Genomic DNA, 19,325 nt, shown 5'->3' with positions numbered 1-19,325 from the left:
GTGTACATCGCGCCTTCCTCCCTCTGCTGCATCATTCGCCTTGTCGTTCTGTGTGGTGTGCCGCCTGGGGCGTCACGCGGGCGACTGTAGGTGTGGACGCGCGATCATGCATTGATCTGGGTGGGGTTTCCCTCGGGGCTTGCCCCAGGTAACCAAATGTAGTGTGTTGCAGGCCGGTGCTTGGGATCTGGGCTGTGGCGCGCAGCCTACAATCCGGGCTTTACCGCCCCGGCAGCCCGCCGACAGGGCGGGGCAAACTGCACCGAAATACAAGGACGCCACCGTGCACGCAGCACCTTCGATTTTCAAAGCCTATGACATCCGGGGCATTGTCCCCAGTACCCTGAACGAGGAAGTGGCCCGCGCACTGGGCCGTGCATTTGGCATGGCAGCGCTGTCGGAGGGGCAGAAGACCGTGGCGGTGGGCCGTGACGGTCGTCTGTCCGGTCCCGCGCTCAGTGGTGCGCTGATGGCAGGGCTGGTGGATGTCGGTCTGCACGTGATCGATATCGGCATGTGCACCACGCCCATGCTGTACTTTGCGGCGGCCACGCTGTGCGAAAGCGGCATCCAGGTCACTGGTAGCCACAATCCCAAGGATTACAACGGTTTCAAGATGGTGCTGGCCGGCCGGGCCATCTATGGCGAAGAAATCCAGGCCCTGCACCGGACCATGGAAGCCGAATCCTGGCAGCTGCAGCCCGGTGGCAGCATCCGCCATGTGGATGTGCTGGCCGATTACAGCGCCCGCATCGTGGGCGATGCCAAGCTGGCGCGCCCCATGAAGGTGGTGGTGGACAGCGGCAACGGCATTGCCGGTGCGTCCGCCCCGGGTATCTTCCGCGCGCTGGGCTGCGAGGTGATCGAGCTGTTTTCGGAAGTGGATGGCGATTTTCCCAACCACCATCCCGACCCCAGCAAGCCCGAGAACCTGCGCGATGTGGTGCAGGCGCTGCGCGACACCGACGCGGAACTGGGCCTGGCCTTTGACGGCGACGGCGACCGCCTGGGCATTGTGACCAAGGATGGCCAGACCATTTTCCCCGACCGCCAGATGATGCTGTTTGCACAGGATGTGCTCTCGCGCGTGCCTGGCGGGACGATTCTGTTCGACGTGAAATGCTCGCAGCGCCTGGCGCCCGCCATTCGCGCGGCCGGCGGCGAGCCCCTGATGTGGAAGACCGGACACTCCCTGGTCAAGGCCCGCATGAAGGAAGTGGATTCGCCCCTGGGCGGCGAGATGAGCGGCCATATCTTCTTCAAGGAGCGCTGGTACGGCTTTGACGATGGCACCTATGCCGGCGCACGCCTGCTGGAGATCCTGAGCAAGAGCGCCGACCCCAGCGCGGTGCTGAATGCGCTGCCCACCAGTTTCTCCACCCCCGAGCTGAATGTGGCCTGCGAGGAGGGTGAACCGCACCGCCTGTCCGTCGAGCTGCAGCAGCTGGCTTCCAGCGCTTTCAGCGCCCCGGCAGTGATCAGCACCATCGATGGCCTGCGTGTGGACTGGCCGGACGGTTTCGGCCTGATCCGTGCCAGCAACACGACGCCCGTGCTGGTGTTGCGCTTTGAAGGCCAGACGCAGGAGGCGCTGCACCGCATCGAAGGCGAGATGCTGGCGCTGCTGCGCCGCGTCAAGCCCGATGCCCAGCTGGGCGCGTCGGCCCACTGAGGGCGGCTGTGCGCCCGCTGTCCTGTCTCTGACCGTCCGAAGCCGCCCGTGACCCTGGTTCGCTCTCTGTACGCTGCCCTGACCTGGGCAGCCCAGCCTTTGCTGCGGCGCAAGTTGCGCCGCCGCGCCCAGCAGGAACCCGGCTATGCCGAGGCCGTTCCCGAACGCTTCGGCCACTACCAGCCCGCCGACCTGGGGGCCGAAGGCCGGGGGCAGTGGCTGTGGGTGCATGCCGTTTCCCTGGGCGAGACCCGCGCTGCCGCCATTCTGTTGCAGGCGCTGCGGTCCCGGCACCCAGGCTTGAAGCTGCTGCTCACGCATGGCACGGCCACCGGCCGGGCGGAAGGGAAAAAACTGCTGCGACCTGGCGACATCCAGGTCTGGCAGCCCTGGGACAGCCTGGGCGCCACGCGCCGCTTTGTGCGGCAGTTCCAGCCGGTGGCGGGCGTGCTGATGGAAACCGAGATCTGGCCGAACCTGCTGGCCGCCTGCCGCGAAGCCGGCGTGCCGGTGGCGCTGGCCAATGCCCGGCTCAATGCCAAATCCCTGGCCGGCGCTCGGCGCTGGGCCGCGCTGTCGCAGCCGGCCTACCGGTCGCTGGCCGCCATCTGGGCCCAGACCGAGGATGACGCTGCACGCCTGCGCCAGTTGGGCGTGCAGGTCAGCGGGGTCTTTGGCAATGTGAAGTTCGATACGGTGCCGGATGCCCAGCAACTGGCGCAGGGCCATGTCTGGCGCGCGGCCAGCGAACGGCCCGTGCTGCTGCTGGCCAGCAGCCGCGAAGGTGAAGAGGCGCTGTGGCTGGCTGCCGTGCAGCGCCTGCGTGCCGAAGGGCAGGGTGCAAGCATGCCAGTGCAGTGGCTGATCGTGCCGCGCCACCCCCAGCGCTTTGATGAAGTGCAGCAATTGATTGAACAGGCAGGGCTGACGGTGTCGCACCGCAGCCGCTGGACCGGAGAGGGCAGCGCGCATGCCCCCGCCGCAGCCGATGTCTGGCTGGGCGACAGCATGGGAGAGATGCCGCTGTACTACGCCCTGGCCCATGCCGGTCTATTGGGAGGGAGTTTTGAGCGCCTGGGCGGTCAGAACCTGATCGAAGCGGCGGCCTGCGGCTGTCCCATGCTGCTGGGGCCGCACACCTTCAACTTTGCCGAAGCGGCGGAGCAGGCCTGTAGCGCCGGTGCTGCACTGCGGGTGGACGATATGGAGGTGGCCGTGCAGCAGGCCACGGCGCTGGTGCAGAACGGCACACAACTGGCGGCCATGCAGCAGCAGGCCCTGGCCTTTGCCGCCACCCACCGCGGCGCTGCCCAGGCCACGGCACAGGCCGTGCTGGCGTTGGCCTGGCCGCACGGCGTGCCGGGCTGAAGGCGTACGCGGGGCCGCTGCGGCACGGTGCGCAGCCTTCTCCAATAAGGGGACTGTCGTATCGAGACGGCGTTGTTGACAGGCTGTGTGGGCGTGGTGAACCACGCGGCATACCTACAGTCAGCGCGGGCACTGGATTGACATCAGCGTGTGGTGCCGCCAGTGTCACAGCGGGCCATGGTCATGGCCGCTGCGGCCGTCAGGGCCGGGCGATCAGCTGGTTCAGGCCGTGGATGTCCTGCATCTGCAACTGGCCGGCGGCCTGGCGCAGCTTGAGCTGGCCGACCAGCACGTTGTAGCGCGCCTGGGCCAGGTCGCGTTGGGCCTGGTAAAGCTGGCTTTGGGCGTTGAGCACGTCCACATTGATGCGCACACCCACCTGGTAGCCAAGCTGGTTGGCTTCGAGCGCGCTTTGGCTGGAGGCGACGGCCGCTTCCAGCGCCTTGACCTGGCCAGTGCCCGATTGCACGCCATAGAACGCCTGGCGCGTGGCCTGGGCACTCTGGCGGCGGGCGTTGTCCAGGTCTGCCCGGGCTTTTTCTTCCAGCGACAGGGTTTCCTTGACGCGGTTTTGCACGGCAAAGCCAGCGAATAGCGGCATGTTCAGCGTCACGCCCACCTGGCCCTGGTGGATGCGGTTCTTGATGGGGATGGTGGTCGTGCCATCCGGGTTGCGCTGCACGCCGTAGCTGGCTTGCAGATCGACAGTGGGCAGGTGGCCGGTTTCGGCCTTGCGGGTTTCCAGCTCGGCCATGTCCAGGGCCAGACGTGCCTGGCGTACCAGGGGCTGGTCGTTTTCGGCCTGCTCCACCCAGGGCGCCACCGTGGCTGGCTGCACGGCGGGCAGCTGCACGGGCTGGGCCAGGGGGCGGGGCTGCAGCGGGCTTTTCCCCACCAGCTGCTCCAGCGCCAGGCGCTTGACCTGCAGGTCGTTGGTGGCGGCGATTTCCTGGGCCTCCACCAGATCGTGGCGGGCCTGGGCTTCGCGCTGGTCGGTGATGGTGGCGGCGCCGATGTCGAAATTGCGCTGGGCGAATTCCAGCTGCTCGCGCACGGCGCGCTTTTGGGCCTGCACCGTGGTCAGCGTGTCCTGGGCGGCCAATACGTCGAAGTAGCCCTGGCTGACGCGCACCAGCAGGTCTTGCGTGGCGGCATCCAGCTGGGCGCGGGCCAGCTCCACATTGCGCTGGCCCTGGCGGTAGGCGATGGTGTTGGCAGGGCGGTACAGCGGCTGGCTGGCCTGGATGGCCGCACTTTGCTGGTGCGCACTGCCCAGCACGCCGGGAATGTTGGGGTGCAGCTCGGTGCGGGTGTAGTTGGCACCGGCCTGGGCGCCTACGCTGGGCAGCAGGCCGGACTTGGCCTGGGCGCCCTTGTGTTCGGCCGCATCCAGTGCGGCGCGGCTGGACAGCCAGGGCGCATCAAAGCCCTGGGCCAGTTCCACCATTTCCACCAGGCTCTGGGCACTGGCAGGGGCTGCAGCCAGGCCCATCGCCAGCAGGGTTGCCAAGGTCGCGCAGTGCGTCAGAGAGTGCCGGAAATTGCGAACCATGGAGCTCCTCAGGATGGGGCGGGGGACAGGAAAAGGCGAACAGGTCGGGAGGCAGGCAGTCTGTCAGTAGCGCGGTACGCTGGGGTCGCGCTGGAGGGACCAGGCGTCGATGCCGCCTTCGATGTTGGCCACCTGCCCGAAATCGTGCTGCGCCAGGAACATCGCCACCTGCATGCTGCGCATGCCATGGTGGCACAGGCAGGCGGTGGGACGCTCGGGATCCAGCGCGGCCAGTTGCGACGGAATCTGCCCCATGGGCAGGTTCAGCAGCTCAAAACCTTCGGCGGTGACGTGCGCGGTCTGGAATTCCCAGGGTTCGCGCACATCCAGCACCAGGGGAAGCGGATCCCCGGGGTGCTGGGCCAGCCAGTCGTTCAATTGCGTGGGAGAGACGCGGGTGAACATAGGTCTGACTCTTCTCAGAACACAAAACGTTCTGCCGTGGCAAAGCCGGACAGACGGGGAGCGACCATGTCCCAGGGTTCGGTAGTGATGCGCTCGTTGCCGTGGCGCTTGACCAGGGTGAAGCGCATCATGGGCGACTGGCCCACGATGGCGCCCAGGCGGCCGCCGTCTTTCAGGTGGTCCAGCAGGGCTTCGGGCAGCACTTCCACCGAGCCACTGAGCACGATCACATCGAACGGGCCTTCGGCCAGCAGGTCCTTGGAGCCGTCGGCCACGCGCACGGTGACGTTGGTGGCGCCGGCGGATTCCAGGTTCTCGCGGGCCATCTCGGCCAGTTCGGGGTTGATTTCCAGGGTCACCACTTCCTTGGCCAGCTTGCCCAGCAGGGCGGCGCTGTAGCCGGAACCGGTGCCGATTTCCAGCACGCGCTCATGGGCCTGGATGGCCAGGTCGTTGGCCATGCGGGCGTCGACCTTGGGCGACAGCATGGTCTGACCTGCCACGCCCAAGGGGATTTCCACGTCCATGAAGGCCAGTTCGTACGAGGCCGGCGGCACGAAGTCTTCGCGGCGCACGGTTTCCAGAGCTTCGATCACACGCACATCCTGCACCACCCAGGGTCGGATCTGTTGCTGGACCATGTGGAAGCGGGCCGTAGCGTTGGCGTCAGAGGTATCAACCGGGCGGTTATAGGGCAATGTCATCGGGGGTCTCCTCCACAAGGGATGGCTATATCGCAAAATCTTCGATTCTAAGGTTCCTGGGCGGGGTTTGCCGGGGCATTGCCCAGCTTGCGGCGCACCCAGTTCGCCAGATCGTCCATGTAGCAGTACATCACCGGCACCACGACCAGGGTCAGCAGGGAGGAGGTGATGACTCCCCCGATCACCGCCTGGCCCATGGGGGCGCGCTGTTCCGAGCCTTCGGACAGGGCAAAAGCCAGCGGGACCATGCCGAACACCATGGCCAGCGTGGTCATCAGAATGGGGCGCAGGCGCACGCGGGCGGCGGTGAGCAGGGCTTCTTCCCGCGGCATGCCGGGGTGGGGCTGGCCGTCCTCTCCGGTGTGGGGGGCACGTGCGCGGATGGCAAAGTCCACCAGCAAAATGGCGTTCTTGGTGACCAGGCCCATCAGCATCACCACGCCGATGATGGAGAACATGGACATGGCGGAGCGGAACATCAGCAGCGCCAGGGCCACGCCGATCAGCGTCAGCGGCAGCGAGGTCATCAACGCCAGCGGCTGCACAAAGCTCTTGAACTGGCTGGCCAGGATCATGTAGATGAAGATGATGGCCAGTGCCAGTGCCGACAGGGCATAGGCAAAGGATTCGTTCATGTTCTTGGTGGAGCCGGCAAATTCCCAGCGGTAGCCGGGCGGCAGGGCGGCGCTGTCCATCAGGCGGCGGATGTCGCCGGAGACTTCCCCGGCCGAGCGCAGCGCGACGTTGGCGGTGAATTGCACTTCGCGCGCCAGCCCGCGCCGGTTGATCTGCCCGGGGCCGGTGGAGTCCACCAGCTGTGCGACCTGGTTCAGGCGCACGATCTGGGTGCTGCCATCGGTGCCCGCCAGGGCAAACGGCAGGCGCGCCAGGTCGCTGGGCTGGGTGCGGGCATCGGGCGCCATGCGCACGTTGACGTCATAGGTTTCGTCGTTGGCTGCGCGCCAGTTGCCCACGGTTTCGCCGGCCACCAGCACGCGCAGTGCGGTGGCCAGGCTGCCCACGGACAGGCCCAGATCGGACGCGGCATCGCGCCGCACCTGGATGTCCACCATGGGGCGGTCGGGTTTGAGGCTGCTGTCCAGGTCCACCAGACCGGGGATCTGCCGCAACTGGGGCAGCAGTTGCTGGTTCAGGCGGTCCAGTTCGGTCAGGTCGGCCCCCATGATGGAAAACTCGATCTGCTTTTGACCGCCCACCGGGTCCAGCAGGCCCACATGGGTGACGGTGATGCCCGGAATCTGCTGCAGCGTCTGGCGCAGCGTCCGGCCCATGTCTTCCACATTGCGGCTGCGCTGCTTGCGGTCCACCAGCCGGATGTAGATGGAGGCGTCGCTCTTGCTGGGGGCATTGCCGCTGTTGATGGTGGTGACGGTGTAGCGCACTTCGGGCAGGGCGCGGATGGCTTGCTCCACCTGGTGGGCACGGGCCTCGGTGGCTTCCAGGGACGTGCCCTGGGGGGTGCTGAACTTGACCGTGGTTTCCGAAAAGTCCGCCTTGGGAACGAATTCCGTGCCCAGCAGCGGCAGCAGCAGGATGGAGCCGATGAAAATGCCCAGGGCCAGCAGCAGTGTCCACAGCTTGTGGGCCAGCGACCAGCCCAGGATGCGCTGGTAGAGCCGGGCCAGCTCTTCGGTGGCGCGTTCGAAGCCATGGGTGACACGGCCCAGCGTGCGGCCATACAGGCTTTTGTCCGGCCCCTGGCCGGCGCTGTGGATGCTGGGGTCGTGCCAGATGCTGGAGAGCATGGGGTCCAGCGTGAAGCTGACAAACATCGAAATCAGCACTGCCGCGACGATGGTGATGCCGAATTCGTGGAAGAACTTGCCGATGATGCCTTCCATGAAGCCGATCGGCAGGAAGACGGCCACGATGGACAGGGTGGTGGCCAGCACGGCCAGACTGATCTCCTGGGTGCCGTCCAGCGCGGCCTGGAAAGGGGTCTTGCCCATCTGCACATGGCGCACGATGTTTTCGCGCACCACGATGGCATCGTCGATCAGCAGGCCCACGCACAGTGACAGCGCCATCAGCGTGATCATGTTGATGGTGAAGCCGAAGGCGTGCATGAAGAAGAAGGTGCCAATCAGCGCAATCGGCAGTGTCAGCCCGGTGATGACGGTGGAGCGCCAGGAATTGAGGAACAGGAAGACGATCAGCACCGTCAGCAGGGCGCCTTCGATCAGGGTCTGGCGCACGTTGTCCACGGCCACCTGGATGGGACGGGCCGAATCACTGACTTTTTCCAGGCGAAAGCCCGGCGGCAGCTCGGCCTGGATGGCCAGCACCGCTGCGTCCAGGCCCTTGACCACGGCAATGGTGTTTTCTTCCTGCGCTTTTTGTACCGACAGCAGCAGGGTGCGCTGGCCGTTGTAGAGCGCCAGCGATTCGAGCTCCTGCGCTCCGTCGTGCACGCGCGCCACCTGGCCCAGGCGTATGGCGGCGCCGTTCTTGCGGGTGATGATCAGGTCGACAAAGTCCTGGGGGTTGCGCACGCGGGCGTCAATCTGCACCACCCGTTCCTGCTGCAGCGAGCGGATGGCGCCCACCGGCAGGTCCTGGTTTTCGCTGCGCACGGCAGACACCACCTGGGACGGGGTGATGCCATAGGCGTCCAGTGCCGCCGGGTCCAGGTAGATATTGATTTCGCGCTTGGTGGCGCCCACCAGGTTGACGGCACCCACGCCGCGCACGTTTTCCAGGCGTTTTTTCAGCACCTGGTCGGCCCAGGTGGTCAGTTGCACGGGAGAGGGTGGCTGTGGGCCATCGGGCAGGACGGCCAGCGTCCAGACGGCGGCGTCGGCCGGGTCAAAGCGTAGCACGCGCGGTTCTTTGACCTCGTCGCGCAATGTGGGGCGCACGGAGGCCACTTTTTCGCGCACATCTTCGGCGGCGCGGCGTCCGTCCACGTACAGCTGGAATTCGACGATCACCACCGAGCGGCCCTGGTAGCTGCGCGAGGTGAGCGAACTGATGCCGGCAATGGTGTTGACGCCTTCCTCGATCTTGCGGGTGACTTCACTTTCGACGATCTCGGGCGAAGCACCGGGATATTCCACCGTGACCACCACGACCGGGAAGTCGATGTCCGGGAACTGGTCCACCGCGAGCCGCTGGTAGGAGAACAGTCCCAGCACCACAAAGGCCAGCATCACCATGGTGGCGAAAACCGGGTTGCGCAGGCTGACGCGGGTGAACCACATGGCGGGCTTTCAGCGTGCGGGCGCGGTGGTTGCGATGGAGGGGGCCGCAGCCGGTGCTGAGGCTGCGTCAGGCCCATCGGGCGTGCCCGGCGGTAGCAACTGGACGCGGGTGCCCACCGGCAAAGGCCCCATGCTGCCGCGCAGCACGGCACTGCCTGCGCTGGCGCCCTGGACGGCCACCCACAGCGCGGTGCTGTCGGTGCCTTCCGGCAGGGCCTGGGCGCCCAACTGCACGGTCTGGTGTGCGACGGCGCCGTTCACCACGGTCTGGATGTAGGGCTGGGGCTGGTCGTTGCGCACGGCATCCAATGGCAGGGCCAGGGTCTGTACCGTGCCGGTGGCGATCAGCCCTTGCACAAACAGGCCGGAGCGCAGTTGCAAGCCGGCCACGGGCTGCACGCGCAGGTAGACCGGCACGGCGCGGCTGCCGCTCTGGGCGCTGGGGCTGATGCGCACCACCCGGGCCGTGACCGGTGTGCTGGCACCTTCCACCGTCAGCAGGGCCGTCTGGCCGACCTGCACCCGCAGCGAATCCTGGGGAGGCAGCGGAGCCTGCAGTTCCAGCGCGGACAGGTTTACCACTTCGGCGACCTGGGCTTCCACGTTCACTCGTTCGCCATCCTGGGCAAAGCGGCGGGCAATCTGCCCGTCGATGGGGCTGCGCAGCACGGTGTCGTCCAGCGTTTTGCGTGCGGCATCGGCTGCAGCGCGGGCGGCGGCCGTGTTGGCACGGGCTGCCTGCAGGCTGGCTTCGGAGGTGGCCAGGGCGGTGGGCGAGATGAACTGCCGGTCCACCAGCGCCTGGTTGTTCTGGTGCTGGCGCAACTGGATGGCTTCCTGCGCCTGGGCGGCATCGGCCTGGAGCCGGGCCTGGCGGTAGCGGGCCTCGCTGTCGGTGGCGTCGACACGGGCGATCACCTGGCCTTTGCGCACGCTGTCGCCTTCGCGCAGCGTGAAGTCCTGCAGCGCACCGGCCACGCGGCTTTTGACCAGGGCGCTGTCCACCGCAGACAGGCTGCCGCTGACGGGGACCTGCAGCGGCAATGTGCGCACCTGCAGCGTGGTCCAGTCGGCTGCGCCGGCCTGCAGCACGGCGGCGGGGGCTTGCTGCTGCGCCTGCAGGGCTTGCTGCTGCTGGCGTTTGGCCACCACCGCCCGCCAGGCACTGAAGCCCAGAGCCAGAACGACCAGGGCGATCAGGCCCCCAAGCAACCAGGATCTGCGCAGCAAGCTCATATGTCTGTGGTGTGGAGGGGCGGAGTGGAGTGCAACTGTGGCAGGGGCAGGGTGTCGGCCTCCACCGGTTCGCGCAGCAGCCCGCGCAAGCAGTTGCGAAATTGGGAAAGCAAATAGCTGTGTGGCGTCAGCCCATGGTCCATGGGCAGGCACACGGTGCCCGTGGGTTGCCACAGCATCACGAAGGTCATCGGCGTCAGCACCAGGTACAAGGCTTCGCCCAGTGGCATGGGGCGAAATTCACCGCTGTCCATGCCGCGCTGCAGGATGCGTTCGAGCATGGCGTGGCCGGGTTCATCTACTTCGTGGCGGTAGAACGCGGCCAGTTCCGGAAAATGTGCTGCCTCGGCCCACATCAGGCGGCAGATGCCGCCGGCCTGGGTGCTGGCGATCTGCTGCCACCAGACTTCGAAGGCCCGGGCCAGCAGGGCGGCGCTGCTGCCCTGGTAGCGGTCCAGCTCCAGCTGCCAGTCGGCATAGCAGCCGCTGATGCTGTGGCGCACCACGGCCTTGAACAGCTCTTCCTTGCTGGGAAAGTACAGAAACAGCGTGCCCTTGGACACGCCGGCGCGGGCGGCTACGGCCTCCACGCGGGTGGCGGCATAGCCTTTTTCCAGAAACAGGGTTAGCGCCGCTTCCAGCAACTCACCCGGACGCGCTTCTTTGCGGCGGCTGCGGCGTGGGGCGTCGGTGCTGCTGTCGGGCATGGGTGGGTATGGATCCAGTTAATGACTGATTGGTCATTAATGTAGCCAAGGCAGCGCACCGCTGTCAAACACTGCCGCGGCGGCGGTGGCGGCAGGCAAATCCGTACTTGATGCAGGGCAAGACCTGGAGGCCGGCTGAGGCTGGTGTACAACAGCGGCATGACTGAAACCATTTATCTGGCCGGTGGCTGTTTCTGGTGCACCGAGGCCGTGTTCGACCGAGTGCAGGGCGTGATCGATGTGGAAAGTGGCTACGCCAACGGCCATGTGGACCATCCACGGTACGAGCAGGTGTGCGAGGGCACGACGGGCCATGCCGAGGCCGTGAAACTGGTGTTCGACCCGCAGGTGATTGGTCTGCGCCAGGTGCTGGAGATCTTTTTTGGCACGCACGATCCCACCACGCTCAACCGCCAGGGCAACGATGTCGGCACGCAGTACCGCAGCGGCGTGTATGTGACCACCCCGGCGCAGGAGCAGGTGGTGCAGGATCTGCTGCGCGAATTCGGACAGGACAAGACCTTCGGGGCGCCGGTGGTGACCGAGGTCGAGCCGCTGCGCAGCTGGTGGCCGGCCGAGGCCTACCACCAGGATTATTTCGCCCGCAATCCGCAGCAGGGCTATTGCGCCTATGTGGTGGCACCCAAGGTGCACAAGCTGCTGGCCACCTTCGGCCGCTATGTGAAGCCGGACTGAGAGGGCGTCACCTTACCGCTGGCAGTGGGTGGCACCAGCAGAGAACTTGGCCGAGGGCGAAGGCAGAAATCCGGTGGGGATGCTCTGTATTGCAATTGAATTGCGTTAATATTGCAACCCCGCTGCAATTGCAGTGTGTCTTGAGTGTGCCCATGCCCCGCCCAGCTTCTTCCGTGGAATTGTCCTTGCCGCCCGGCATGCGGGCCACCCGTGCCACGCGTGCGCTGGTGGCGTTGCTGCGCAGCCAGGCTGCCAGCCGCCTGTCGGCCGCCGAGGTGGAGGCTGCGCTGGCCCGGCTGGGTGTGGCGGTCAACCGGGTGACTGTGTTTCGCGCACTGGACCGGCTGACCCAGGCCGGGCTGCTGCAGCGCCGGGTGGAGGATGACCGCATCACCCGCTTTCAATGGCGCAGCGATGCAGGGCGGGCCCAGGTCGGCGCTGCGCCGGCGCCAGTATCACCGCGCGCGCCGGTGCAGTTTCACTGCCTGCGCTGTGCGCAGGATCTTCCCGTGGACAACGCCGCGCCCGCCGTACAGGCTTCGGTACAGGCCCTGGCGGCTGCGTTGGAGCAGGCCGCGGTGGGGCAGCTGCAGGCTGTGCAGTTGCAAGGCCTGTGCACACCGTGCAGCGCCGCCTGAGTCCAGTTCCATGGCCGGCATTGCGCTGGCATCCACCCCCTCTCCCGAAAGAAGCACCATGCAATTCCGTCTTCTGGCCTGTGCCGCAGTTTTTTCCCTCATCGGCACGGTGGCAGCGGGCGTTCAGGCCCAGCCGGCCGCCCGCACGCCACAGCCTGTGCCAGTGACGGCCGAAGCACCCCCCAAGCCAACCACGGGCCAGCCGGTGCTGGATGCACACACGCGCGAAGACATCGAGCGCCACCAGGCCATGGCACGTGCCCATGCCCAGGCTGCCCAATGCCTGGAAGCCGGCAAAGGCGAAGACCAGTGCCAAAAGCAGTTGCAACTGGCCTGCAAAGGCCTGGCCCTGGGCAAGAACTGCGGCATGCGCCACAGCCATTGAGCCTGCGGGTGGAATGAACGCTGCGTGATGCGCTGCATGCTTGCCTACCGAGCCAGATGCCCGTGCTCCCTGTCAAAGGGGGTTGTGGGCCTGTGCACGTGGGAGCTCCTGCGTTGTGCCACCTCCAGGCGGCAGCGCACATGGGAGGGCGTGTGATGCGTCGACAGGCCGCGCATTCCATGGGCGGTACCCCTGCAGCGCCGCCATTGCGCCGCTGGCTGGCAGTCTGGCTGCTGCTGGCGCTGTGCCTGGCACCGCTGGTGGCGCGCATGCACCAGGTGGTGCACATCCCTGGTGCCGGCCTTGCGCCTGCCGTTGCCACGGCAGCACCATCGTTGTCAGCACCGTCCCCGGATGGGGTATCCCATACCGTGCAGTCGCTGTTTGGTCACCATGGCAGCCTGGACTGCCAGGCGCTGGACCAGTTGGCGCACGGCCAGGCGCCGCTTGCCTATCTTCCCTGGCTGCCCGCATGCTGGGCCACCGCTGTTTCTCTGGCTGCGCCAGTGCATGCCCTGGCTTCCCAGCGCTGGTGGGCTCCGCTGGCCCGGGGGCCGCCCGGGATGCACCTGCCCCCTGGTTTCTGATCCGACTGGTGCATCTGGAAGCATCCGCAACGCCTGTTCCTGCTGTGGATGGCGTGTGCTGCGGCGCATGTTCCGCCTCCCCAGGACGGCTGTCGGCCCCTTGCGCCTGTTGGTTGCGCAGCGCGCATGCCGCGCCGGTCTACGGCTTGGATCAGAACCGTTCAAAAGCAGAGCAGCTTGTGTGCACGCAGTGCGCATGGGACTGCGGACCATATGAAAAGCGCTGCCTGACTGAGAAAGGCCGCGCGAGCTCCCACTGCGGCAGTCAGTCGGTCTGTGCATGCAGGCCATACGGTGCTGTGCGCCGCTGCAGCAGGGGAGTGCAGAGGGAAAGTTCCCCCATGAACGTTTTGAGTGCATCCACCCATTCGGCCCAGCCCCGGGCTCATTCATCCACCACGGCTGCAGCCGTTGCCGAGCCTGCCTGGACGGCGCCGCTGGGGACAGGGCGCAGCCGTTTGCGCAGCGTGGCGTTTGCCTGCTGGTGCCTGGCGATAGGCACCGCGGCTGCGCAGGCACAGACGCCATCCGCAGAAGCTAGCACGGTGGCACCCGCGTCCACCGCTGTGGCTGCGCAGGGCGCCGATGCGGTGACAGCAAAGCCCACATCTGGTAATGAATCTACATTACATGAAGTGGAAATCCGTTCTAGCTCCTGGTCTCTGGAGCAATCGGCGCTGGCGTCACCAGTCCAGGTGCTGGAAGGCGAGGCGCTGGAAGCTCGCCGCAGCGCCACATTGGGCGAGACCTTGGCCAGCGAGCCTGGCGTACAGGCCACGCATTTCGGCGCAGGTGCCAGCCGCCCGGTGATCCGCGGCATGGATGGACCGCGCGTGCAGGTGCTCAGCGGCGGCAGTGCGGTGCAAGACGCTTCCAACGTCAGCCCGGACCATGCGGTCATGGCCGACTCCATGCTGGCCGAGCAGATCGACGTGTTGCGTGGCCCGTCCGCCTTGCTCTACGGCGGTGCCGTGGGCGGGGTAGTGAATGTGCTGGACGGCAAGATTCCTACGGCGGCGCCGGAAAACGGCGTGCAGGGCAGCGCCCAGGCCCGTTACAGCTCGGCCGACCGTGGCAAGACGGGCGCGTTCGCGCTGACCGGTGGACAGGGCCCGCTGGTGGTGCATGTGGAAGGCATGGGCCGCAATGCCCAGGAATACCGCGTGGGCCGCGGCTGGGACGGCGGCTCGCGCGTGGGGGGGAGTTTCTCCAAGGGAGAAACCGGCAGCGTGGGCCTGAGCTGGGTGGGCAGCGAGGGTTACCTGGGCCTGGCCTACACGCGCCAGGAGGCGCGCTATGGATTGCCAGGCCACGAGCATGTGGATTGCCATGCCCACAGCGACCACCTGCATTGCCATGACGACCACGACCATGACCATGACCACGGCGATGGGGCCGACATTCCCACGGTGGACATGCGCAGCAACCGCTGGGATCTGCGTGGTGCCTGGCGCAATCCCGTGGCCGGCATTGCGGCGGTGCGGCTGACGGCCAGCCAGACCCGCTATGGCCACGAAGAACTGGACGAAGGCGAAGTCGCCACCAAGTTCCGCAACCGGGCCCACGATCTGCGGCTGGAGGTGGAGCACCAGCCCATCCCGGGCCTGGCCGGCTTGAGCGGCGTGTTTGGGGTGCAAAGTGCCCAGCGCCGCTTCAGCACGGAGGGGGAAGAGGCCACGGTACAGCCCACGGACACACGCAGCTGGGGCATGTTCTGGCTGGAGCGCTACCAGCTGGGGGACTGGACACTGCAGGGTGCTTTGCGCCATGACCGCCAGCGCATCCGCGCACTGGAGTCCGGTGAAGAGCGAGAGCACAGCGGCAGCTCGGTCTCGCTGGGCACGGTCTGGCGCTTCCAGCCCGGATGGCAGGCCAGCTTGAGCTACACGCATGCCAGCCGCATGCCGACGGCCGAAGAGCTGTTCTCGGACGGCGTGCACCTGGCCACCAACGCCTATGAACGCGGCAACAGCCAGCTGGGCCGGGAAAATTCCCGCGCCTGGGACCTGGGCCTGCGCAAGACGGCGGGTGACACAACCTGGGGCGTAAGTCTGTACCGCCACCAGGTGGACGGCTATATCTATGGCCGCACGCTGGATGTGCACGACGGCTTCCAGTTGCTGGAATACAGCCAGGCGGATGCACGTTTCACTGGAATGGAGGCCGAGCTGCGCCACCGTTTCAATGCCACCTGGGCGCTGCGTCTGTGGGGCGATGCCGTACGGGCCGAGCGGGCCGATGGCACGCGTCTGCCACGCATTCCGCCTGCCCGCCTGGGGGCCCAGTTGCAGGCCAGCTGGCAGGGCTGGAAAGGCAATGTGGAGTGGGTGCAGGCGGCGCGCCAGTCGCGCGTGGCACCGCTGGAGTCGTCTACGCCGGGCTACGGTCTGCTGCATGCGGGCGTCAGCTACACCCTGCGCACGCCACAGGGCCAGCCGCTGGAGTTGTTCGTGCAGGGGCGCAATCTGACCAACCGCCTGGCCTATGCGCACACCAGCTTCATTAAGGATGCAGCGCCGCTGATGGGGCGCAACATCACCCTGGGCGTGAAGATGGACTTCTGAGCCTGTTGCTGACCACGGCCGCCACACATGCCGGCGGCCGTGGTCACGAGTGGTGAGTGTGGCGAACCAGCCTGCGCGCCCGGGCCGTGGTGCGGCTGGCCGTTCCGGGGCCTGCAGGCAGAGCCTTTGGCAGGCGCAAGCGCCACCGTTCGTAGTGCTCCTGCCCGGGCTGCGCGATGCCTGCGAAATGCGGGGTCAGATTGCAGGCAGTCCGCAAAGATGCGCTGCCGCGGTGCTGGTCGTATCGAACGATGTCGTTGAGGTCATATGGATCATGTGGAGCACCTGCGCAAAGAGCTGGTGGCAATGCTGTGGGTATGGACGCCGACATCGCTCTGCTTCTGAATCAGCGCGGCGGACGTTTTGCTGTGTTGTACCGCGAGGTGATTTGGAGGCGACAATCCATGCGAATAAATTAAATTTATTTTTAGCCTAATTTCACCAAACATTTTAACGAGTGTAAATACTAACAAACATGTGATTTTTGGGAGAAGTCTTTTTTCGGTGCCGTGCTCCTTGCACCAAATTGGGTATGAGAGAAGCTGGGCATGTATACTTCGCGGCTAAAAATAAGTGCGGGGTATCAATGGAAGCTTTGAAGATGTTCAAGTGCTGGGGAGTAGCACTTGGATTGGTGGTCATGGTGCAAAGCTCCATCGGCCAAACAAAAGATGTCGCTTTTGCAGGGGTCGCTTTTGCTGGGGAGGCTGCAGGTTTGGCGCAGCGGTTTCCCTATTCGTTGCAATACGACAAGCAATTGAAGGCGGCGAAAAGCAGCTTGTTCAAAAGAACGTATGAGTACGTTGCAGTGAATAAGCCAAAGAATTTCAATTTATCCACCCAGCCTGTTGGGGATTTGAAGGGAAGTGATCAAGCGCTGGTCGCCTCTTTGGTCATGAGCTCCGAAACTGTTTCGGTGGAGCATTTTGGGAATATTCGCAAGCTTTTCATTCTGCTGCGAGGTCAGGCCTTGTTCTTCGACTTCAAGTCGATGAATGTGGTGCGCGCATATCCAATCAGCTTTGGTTATGTAGACAACTTCCAGCACGACCCCAGTCCTCAGGAAATTCTGGAACGCGTGCGTTTGGTTTATGAGGGCAGTGACAACAAGCTCGGTATCTATGGCCGTTACGCCAGCGCAATGGCTGGCGCCACACTGCCAGAGCAAGTGAGCCGCTATGTGCAGGTGAGCCGCGCCAGCCTCTCTGCCGAAATGGCCGCAGTTCTGCCTGATTACTTGAAGTCGACACCCGGAGCCAAGGAAACCTGGGCTGCTGATTTGGTGTCAGAGGCCATTTCCACCCGTGTGGGCGTGCCCCTGGTTCCATATACCAAAGGCTATGCCGTAGGGAATGTGATGTCCATGCAAGTCATGGACGGAGAAGTTTTCAATCTCACGCTACCGAAGCCGGATTACGAAATCGAAGTTGATTTTAAAAACGTCAAGAAAATAAAATTCAGCCAAAGTGCTGGCGGAACTTCCTACGTCTATGGCACGTACGCTGATATTCGGATCCATGAGCCAGTTTCCGGTGCCGTGTACTTGCAGACTTCGTTGAAGAATGGTGAAACCAAAGTGGTACCGGCTTCGCAAACCTATGTCGACGATTTCCCCGCGTACTATGATTCTGCCAATGGAATGTTTGTCAAGCTTTCGGAAGCCATTGCCGGGAAAAGCAATCCATGGATAAAGACGGCTGCTTCTGCCTCTGATATTGACAGCCAAATCGAGAAAACTATCAAGTTGATGAATTTATGCAAGTAATCAAAAAATTATTGGTCTGGTCATCTATTGCCTTGTTTGCTGGAAGTTCCTGGGCCCAGGTTCAGCAGGCCAAGGGGAAAGCCACCGTAAGCTACCAAGGGTGGTCGGCGTCTGCAGACGATAAAGCGCGTGCCACTTCGGCAGCACAGCTGAAAGCGGTGGAGTTCTATTACGCGGAAGCGGGTCAGTCCGAGGCCGAGAACTTCGATGCGATTCGCGACAAAATTCTGGCTGCGCCAGATCGCTACATTCTCGACACGACGGTGTTGGCAGAAGAAGAAAACAAGGACAAAAAACAATACACGGTTGCCGTGCGCGTGGCGCTCAACGTGGCGAACCTGCGCAATGCAGTGAAATCGAATTCGGCCGTGGTCAAAGGTGGCACTGCAGCGCGGTCGCCACTGGCGTTCATGTTTGTGTCCCGTCAGGTGGACAGTACCCGCAGCTTTGACGACCGTGTGTACAAGCGTGTAGACCAGAAGGCCGATTTGAAGGGCAACGTCCAGGTTTCCGAAAAGGGCTCGGAAGGGGAGTCCTTTGGTCGCGGCCAGATCCAGACCAATGCGTCCACATCGACTTCCGTGAACGGCTCTCTTCAGCGTTCAGCGTCGATCGAAACGGGCGGTAGCACGACGCGGCGCGCCAGCGAATCGACCTTCCGTTTGTTGCCCAGTGCCAATTTGACGCAGGTTTTCACCTCCAACTTCACCCGTGCGGGATTCAAGGTGTCTGAAGCTGCCATGGTGGAGCCATATACGGACGGCAAGTTCAAAGTGGCCACCGTCGAAAACGACTACAAGTCCGGCATGGACCTGAAGCCTGCCACTTTGGCATCGCTGGTCAGCGGCATGCGTGCCGCACAGATTCCCTACGTGGCACTGGGTACGCTGGATGTAGGGCTTGCCGACACCGATGGCAACACCGGTTTGATGCGTGTGGCGGTCACCGTCAACGCCAAGCTGCTGGATATCAGCCAGCCCATTCCCGACACCCTGGCTTCCGTCGGCCCGGTGCAGTACGCCGGTGTAGGCCCGACAGAGGACGAAGCCCGCAACAACGCCCTCAAGCTTGCCGCCAACAATGCGGCGCGCGAACTCACCAGCCAGCTCACTAATCTGGGTGTGCGCTAATTTCTGTTTTTCCCAGATGTTTGTTTGATTCTTGATTCAGGAGATAGATTGCAATGAAGAAAATTTTGACTGCTGTTGCTGTGGTGTGTGCAGGCCTGGCAACCCCTTACACCGCCTCTGCACAGTTCGGCATTCCCAGCTTCGGCGGCAGCAAGTCCAGCGCTCCGGCTGCGGACCTGGGTGGCCAGCAAACCACTTTGGTGAAGAATTTCGTGGCAGCCAACGTGGATGTGCTCAAAGCCAACTCCAAGATGGGCGAAGCTCTGGGCCTGAAGGCCACCGCCGCCGATGCCGAAGCCGTTGCGCAGCAACTGGCGTCGGGCTCGACCTTTGACAAGGATGCCGCGTCCAAGGCCGCCACTGCCGTGGGGGATACCGGCGGCGCAATCGCTGCCAAGCTGGCAGAAAAGCCTGCGCTGGATGCAGCAGCTAAGGCCACTTACACCCAGGGTCTGCTGAGCCTGGCCAAGGGTGTGGTCCGCTACACCGGCCTGGGCAAGGATGTCTCGGCCATGGGTGATGGCTTGAAGAGCGCTCCGCTGACGCAGCTGCCTTCCCTGGGTGCTGCCAGCTACGTGGTCACCAAGTTTCCCACTTCCACGACCGAGGTCTTGAAAGCGCTGAAGAACGCTGTGGACTTCGCCAAGAGCAATGGCATTGAAGTGCCGGCAGAAGCCACCAGCCTGCTGTGATTG

General features: G+C 64.5%; 16 protein-coding genes. 10 read left to right on the top strand and 6 right to left on the bottom strand.

Annotated features, from left to right (window positions below; genetic code table 11):
- Positions 1–283 precede the first annotated feature (283 nt).
- Positions 284–1,672, top strand: a complete 1,389-nt coding sequence (locus B3349_RS11495; RefSeq protein ID WP_291588713.1) for a phosphomannomutase/phosphoglucomutase — start codon at positions 284–286, stop codon at positions 1,670–1,672.
- A 48-nt stretch (positions 1,673–1,720) separates the two neighbouring features.
- Positions 1,721–3,040: a 3-deoxy-D-manno-octulosonic acid transferase gene (locus B3349_RS11490; RefSeq protein ID WP_291588712.1), complete on the top strand. Its 1,320-nt coding sequence runs from the start codon at positions 1,721–1,723 to the stop codon at positions 3,038–3,040.
- A gap of 199 nt (positions 3,041–3,239) precedes the next feature.
- Here B3349_RS11490 and B3349_RS11485 read toward each other — a convergent pair whose 3' ends face one another.
- The 6 genes from B3349_RS11485 to B3349_RS11460 form a co-directional block, all read right to left on the bottom strand.
- A complete protein-coding gene (locus B3349_RS11485; RefSeq protein WP_414646885.1) occupies positions 3,240–4,592 on the bottom strand; it encodes a TolC family outer membrane protein in 1,353 nt (450 codons plus the stop codon).
- A 63-nt stretch (positions 4,593–4,655) separates the two neighbouring features.
- Positions 4,656–4,997 carry a rhodanese-like domain-containing protein gene (locus B3349_RS11480; RefSeq protein ID WP_218332216.1) on the bottom strand — a complete coding sequence of 114 codons (342 nt, stop codon included), beginning with the start codon at positions 4,995–4,997 and terminating at the stop codon, positions 4,656–4,658.
- Between the two features lie 14 nt (positions 4,998–5,011).
- Positions 5,012–5,701 (bottom strand): protein-L-isoaspartate O-methyltransferase family protein, encoded by a 690-nt coding sequence (locus B3349_RS11475; RefSeq protein ID WP_291588711.1) that lies wholly within the window; start codon positions 5,699–5,701, stop codon positions 5,012–5,014.
- A gap of 47 nt (positions 5,702–5,748) precedes the next feature.
- Positions 5,749–8,922: an efflux RND transporter permease subunit gene (locus B3349_RS11470; protein ID WP_291588710.1), complete on the bottom strand. Its 3,174-nt coding sequence runs from the start codon at positions 8,920–8,922 to the stop codon at positions 5,749–5,751.
- 9 nt (positions 8,923–8,931) lie between these two features.
- The gene (locus B3349_RS11465) at positions 8,932–10,158 is read right to left on the bottom strand and encodes an efflux RND transporter periplasmic adaptor subunit (RefSeq protein ID WP_291588709.1); all 1,227 of its coding nucleotides are present in this window, start codon (positions 10,156–10,158) and stop codon (positions 8,932–8,934) included.
- On the bottom strand, positions 10,155–10,865 hold the full coding sequence (locus B3349_RS11460; protein ID WP_291588708.1) for a TetR/AcrR family transcriptional regulator: 711 nt from the start codon (positions 10,863–10,865) through the stop codon (positions 10,155–10,157). The genes B3349_RS11465 and B3349_RS11460 overlap by 4 nt, the downstream gene beginning before the upstream one ends.
- A 159-nt stretch (positions 10,866–11,024) precedes the next feature.
- Here B3349_RS11460 and msrA point away from each other — a divergent pair, with 159 nt between their 5' ends.
- From msrA to B3349_RS11420, 8 genes are all read left to right on the top strand, one after another.
- The gene (msrA, locus tag B3349_RS11455; protein ID WP_066533297.1) at positions 11,025–11,561 is read left to right on the top strand and encodes a peptide-methionine (S)-S-oxide reductase MsrA; all 537 of its coding nucleotides are present in this window, start codon (positions 11,025–11,027) and stop codon (positions 11,559–11,561) included.
- A gap of 152 nt (positions 11,562–11,713) precedes the next feature.
- Entirely contained in the window at positions 11,714–12,199 is a 486-nt protein-coding gene (locus B3349_RS11450) for a transcriptional repressor (RefSeq protein ID WP_291588707.1), read from the top strand.
- 58 nt (positions 12,200–12,257) lie between these two features.
- Entirely contained in the window at positions 12,258–12,584 is a 327-nt protein-coding gene (locus B3349_RS11445; RefSeq protein WP_291588706.1) for a hypothetical protein, read from the top strand.
- A gap of 179 nt (positions 12,585–12,763) precedes the next feature.
- Entirely contained in the window at positions 12,764–13,171 is a 408-nt protein-coding gene (locus B3349_RS11440; RefSeq protein WP_291588705.1) for a hypothetical protein, read from the top strand.
- 635 nt (positions 13,172–13,806) lie between these two features.
- Positions 13,807–15,735: a TonB-dependent receptor gene (locus B3349_RS11435; RefSeq protein ID WP_291588704.1), complete on the top strand. Its 1,929-nt coding sequence runs from the start codon at positions 13,807–13,809 to the stop codon at positions 15,733–15,735.
- A gap of 586 nt (positions 15,736–16,321) precedes the next feature.
- On the top strand, positions 16,322–17,500 hold the full coding sequence (locus B3349_RS11430; protein ID WP_291588703.1) for a hypothetical protein: 1,179 nt from the start codon (positions 16,322–16,324) through the stop codon (positions 17,498–17,500).
- Entirely contained in the window at positions 17,491–18,630 is a 1,140-nt protein-coding gene (locus B3349_RS11425) for a hypothetical protein (RefSeq protein WP_291588702.1), read from the top strand. Before B3349_RS11430 ends, B3349_RS11425 begins: the two co-directional genes overlap by 10 nt.
- A 53-nt stretch (positions 18,631–18,683) precedes the next feature.
- Positions 18,684–19,322 (top strand): hypothetical protein, encoded by a 639-nt coding sequence (locus tag B3349_RS11420; protein ID WP_291588701.1) that lies wholly within the window; start codon positions 18,684–18,686, stop codon positions 19,320–19,322.
- Positions 19,323–19,325 lie beyond the last annotated feature (3 nt).

This window comes from Comamonas sp. UBA7528, from assembly GCF_002479375.1.
In the GTDB taxonomy this organism is placed as follows: domain Bacteria; phylum Pseudomonadota; class Gammaproteobacteria; order Burkholderiales; family Burkholderiaceae_C; genus Comamonas.
This window is presented reverse-complemented; position numbering and strand designations above follow the sequence as displayed.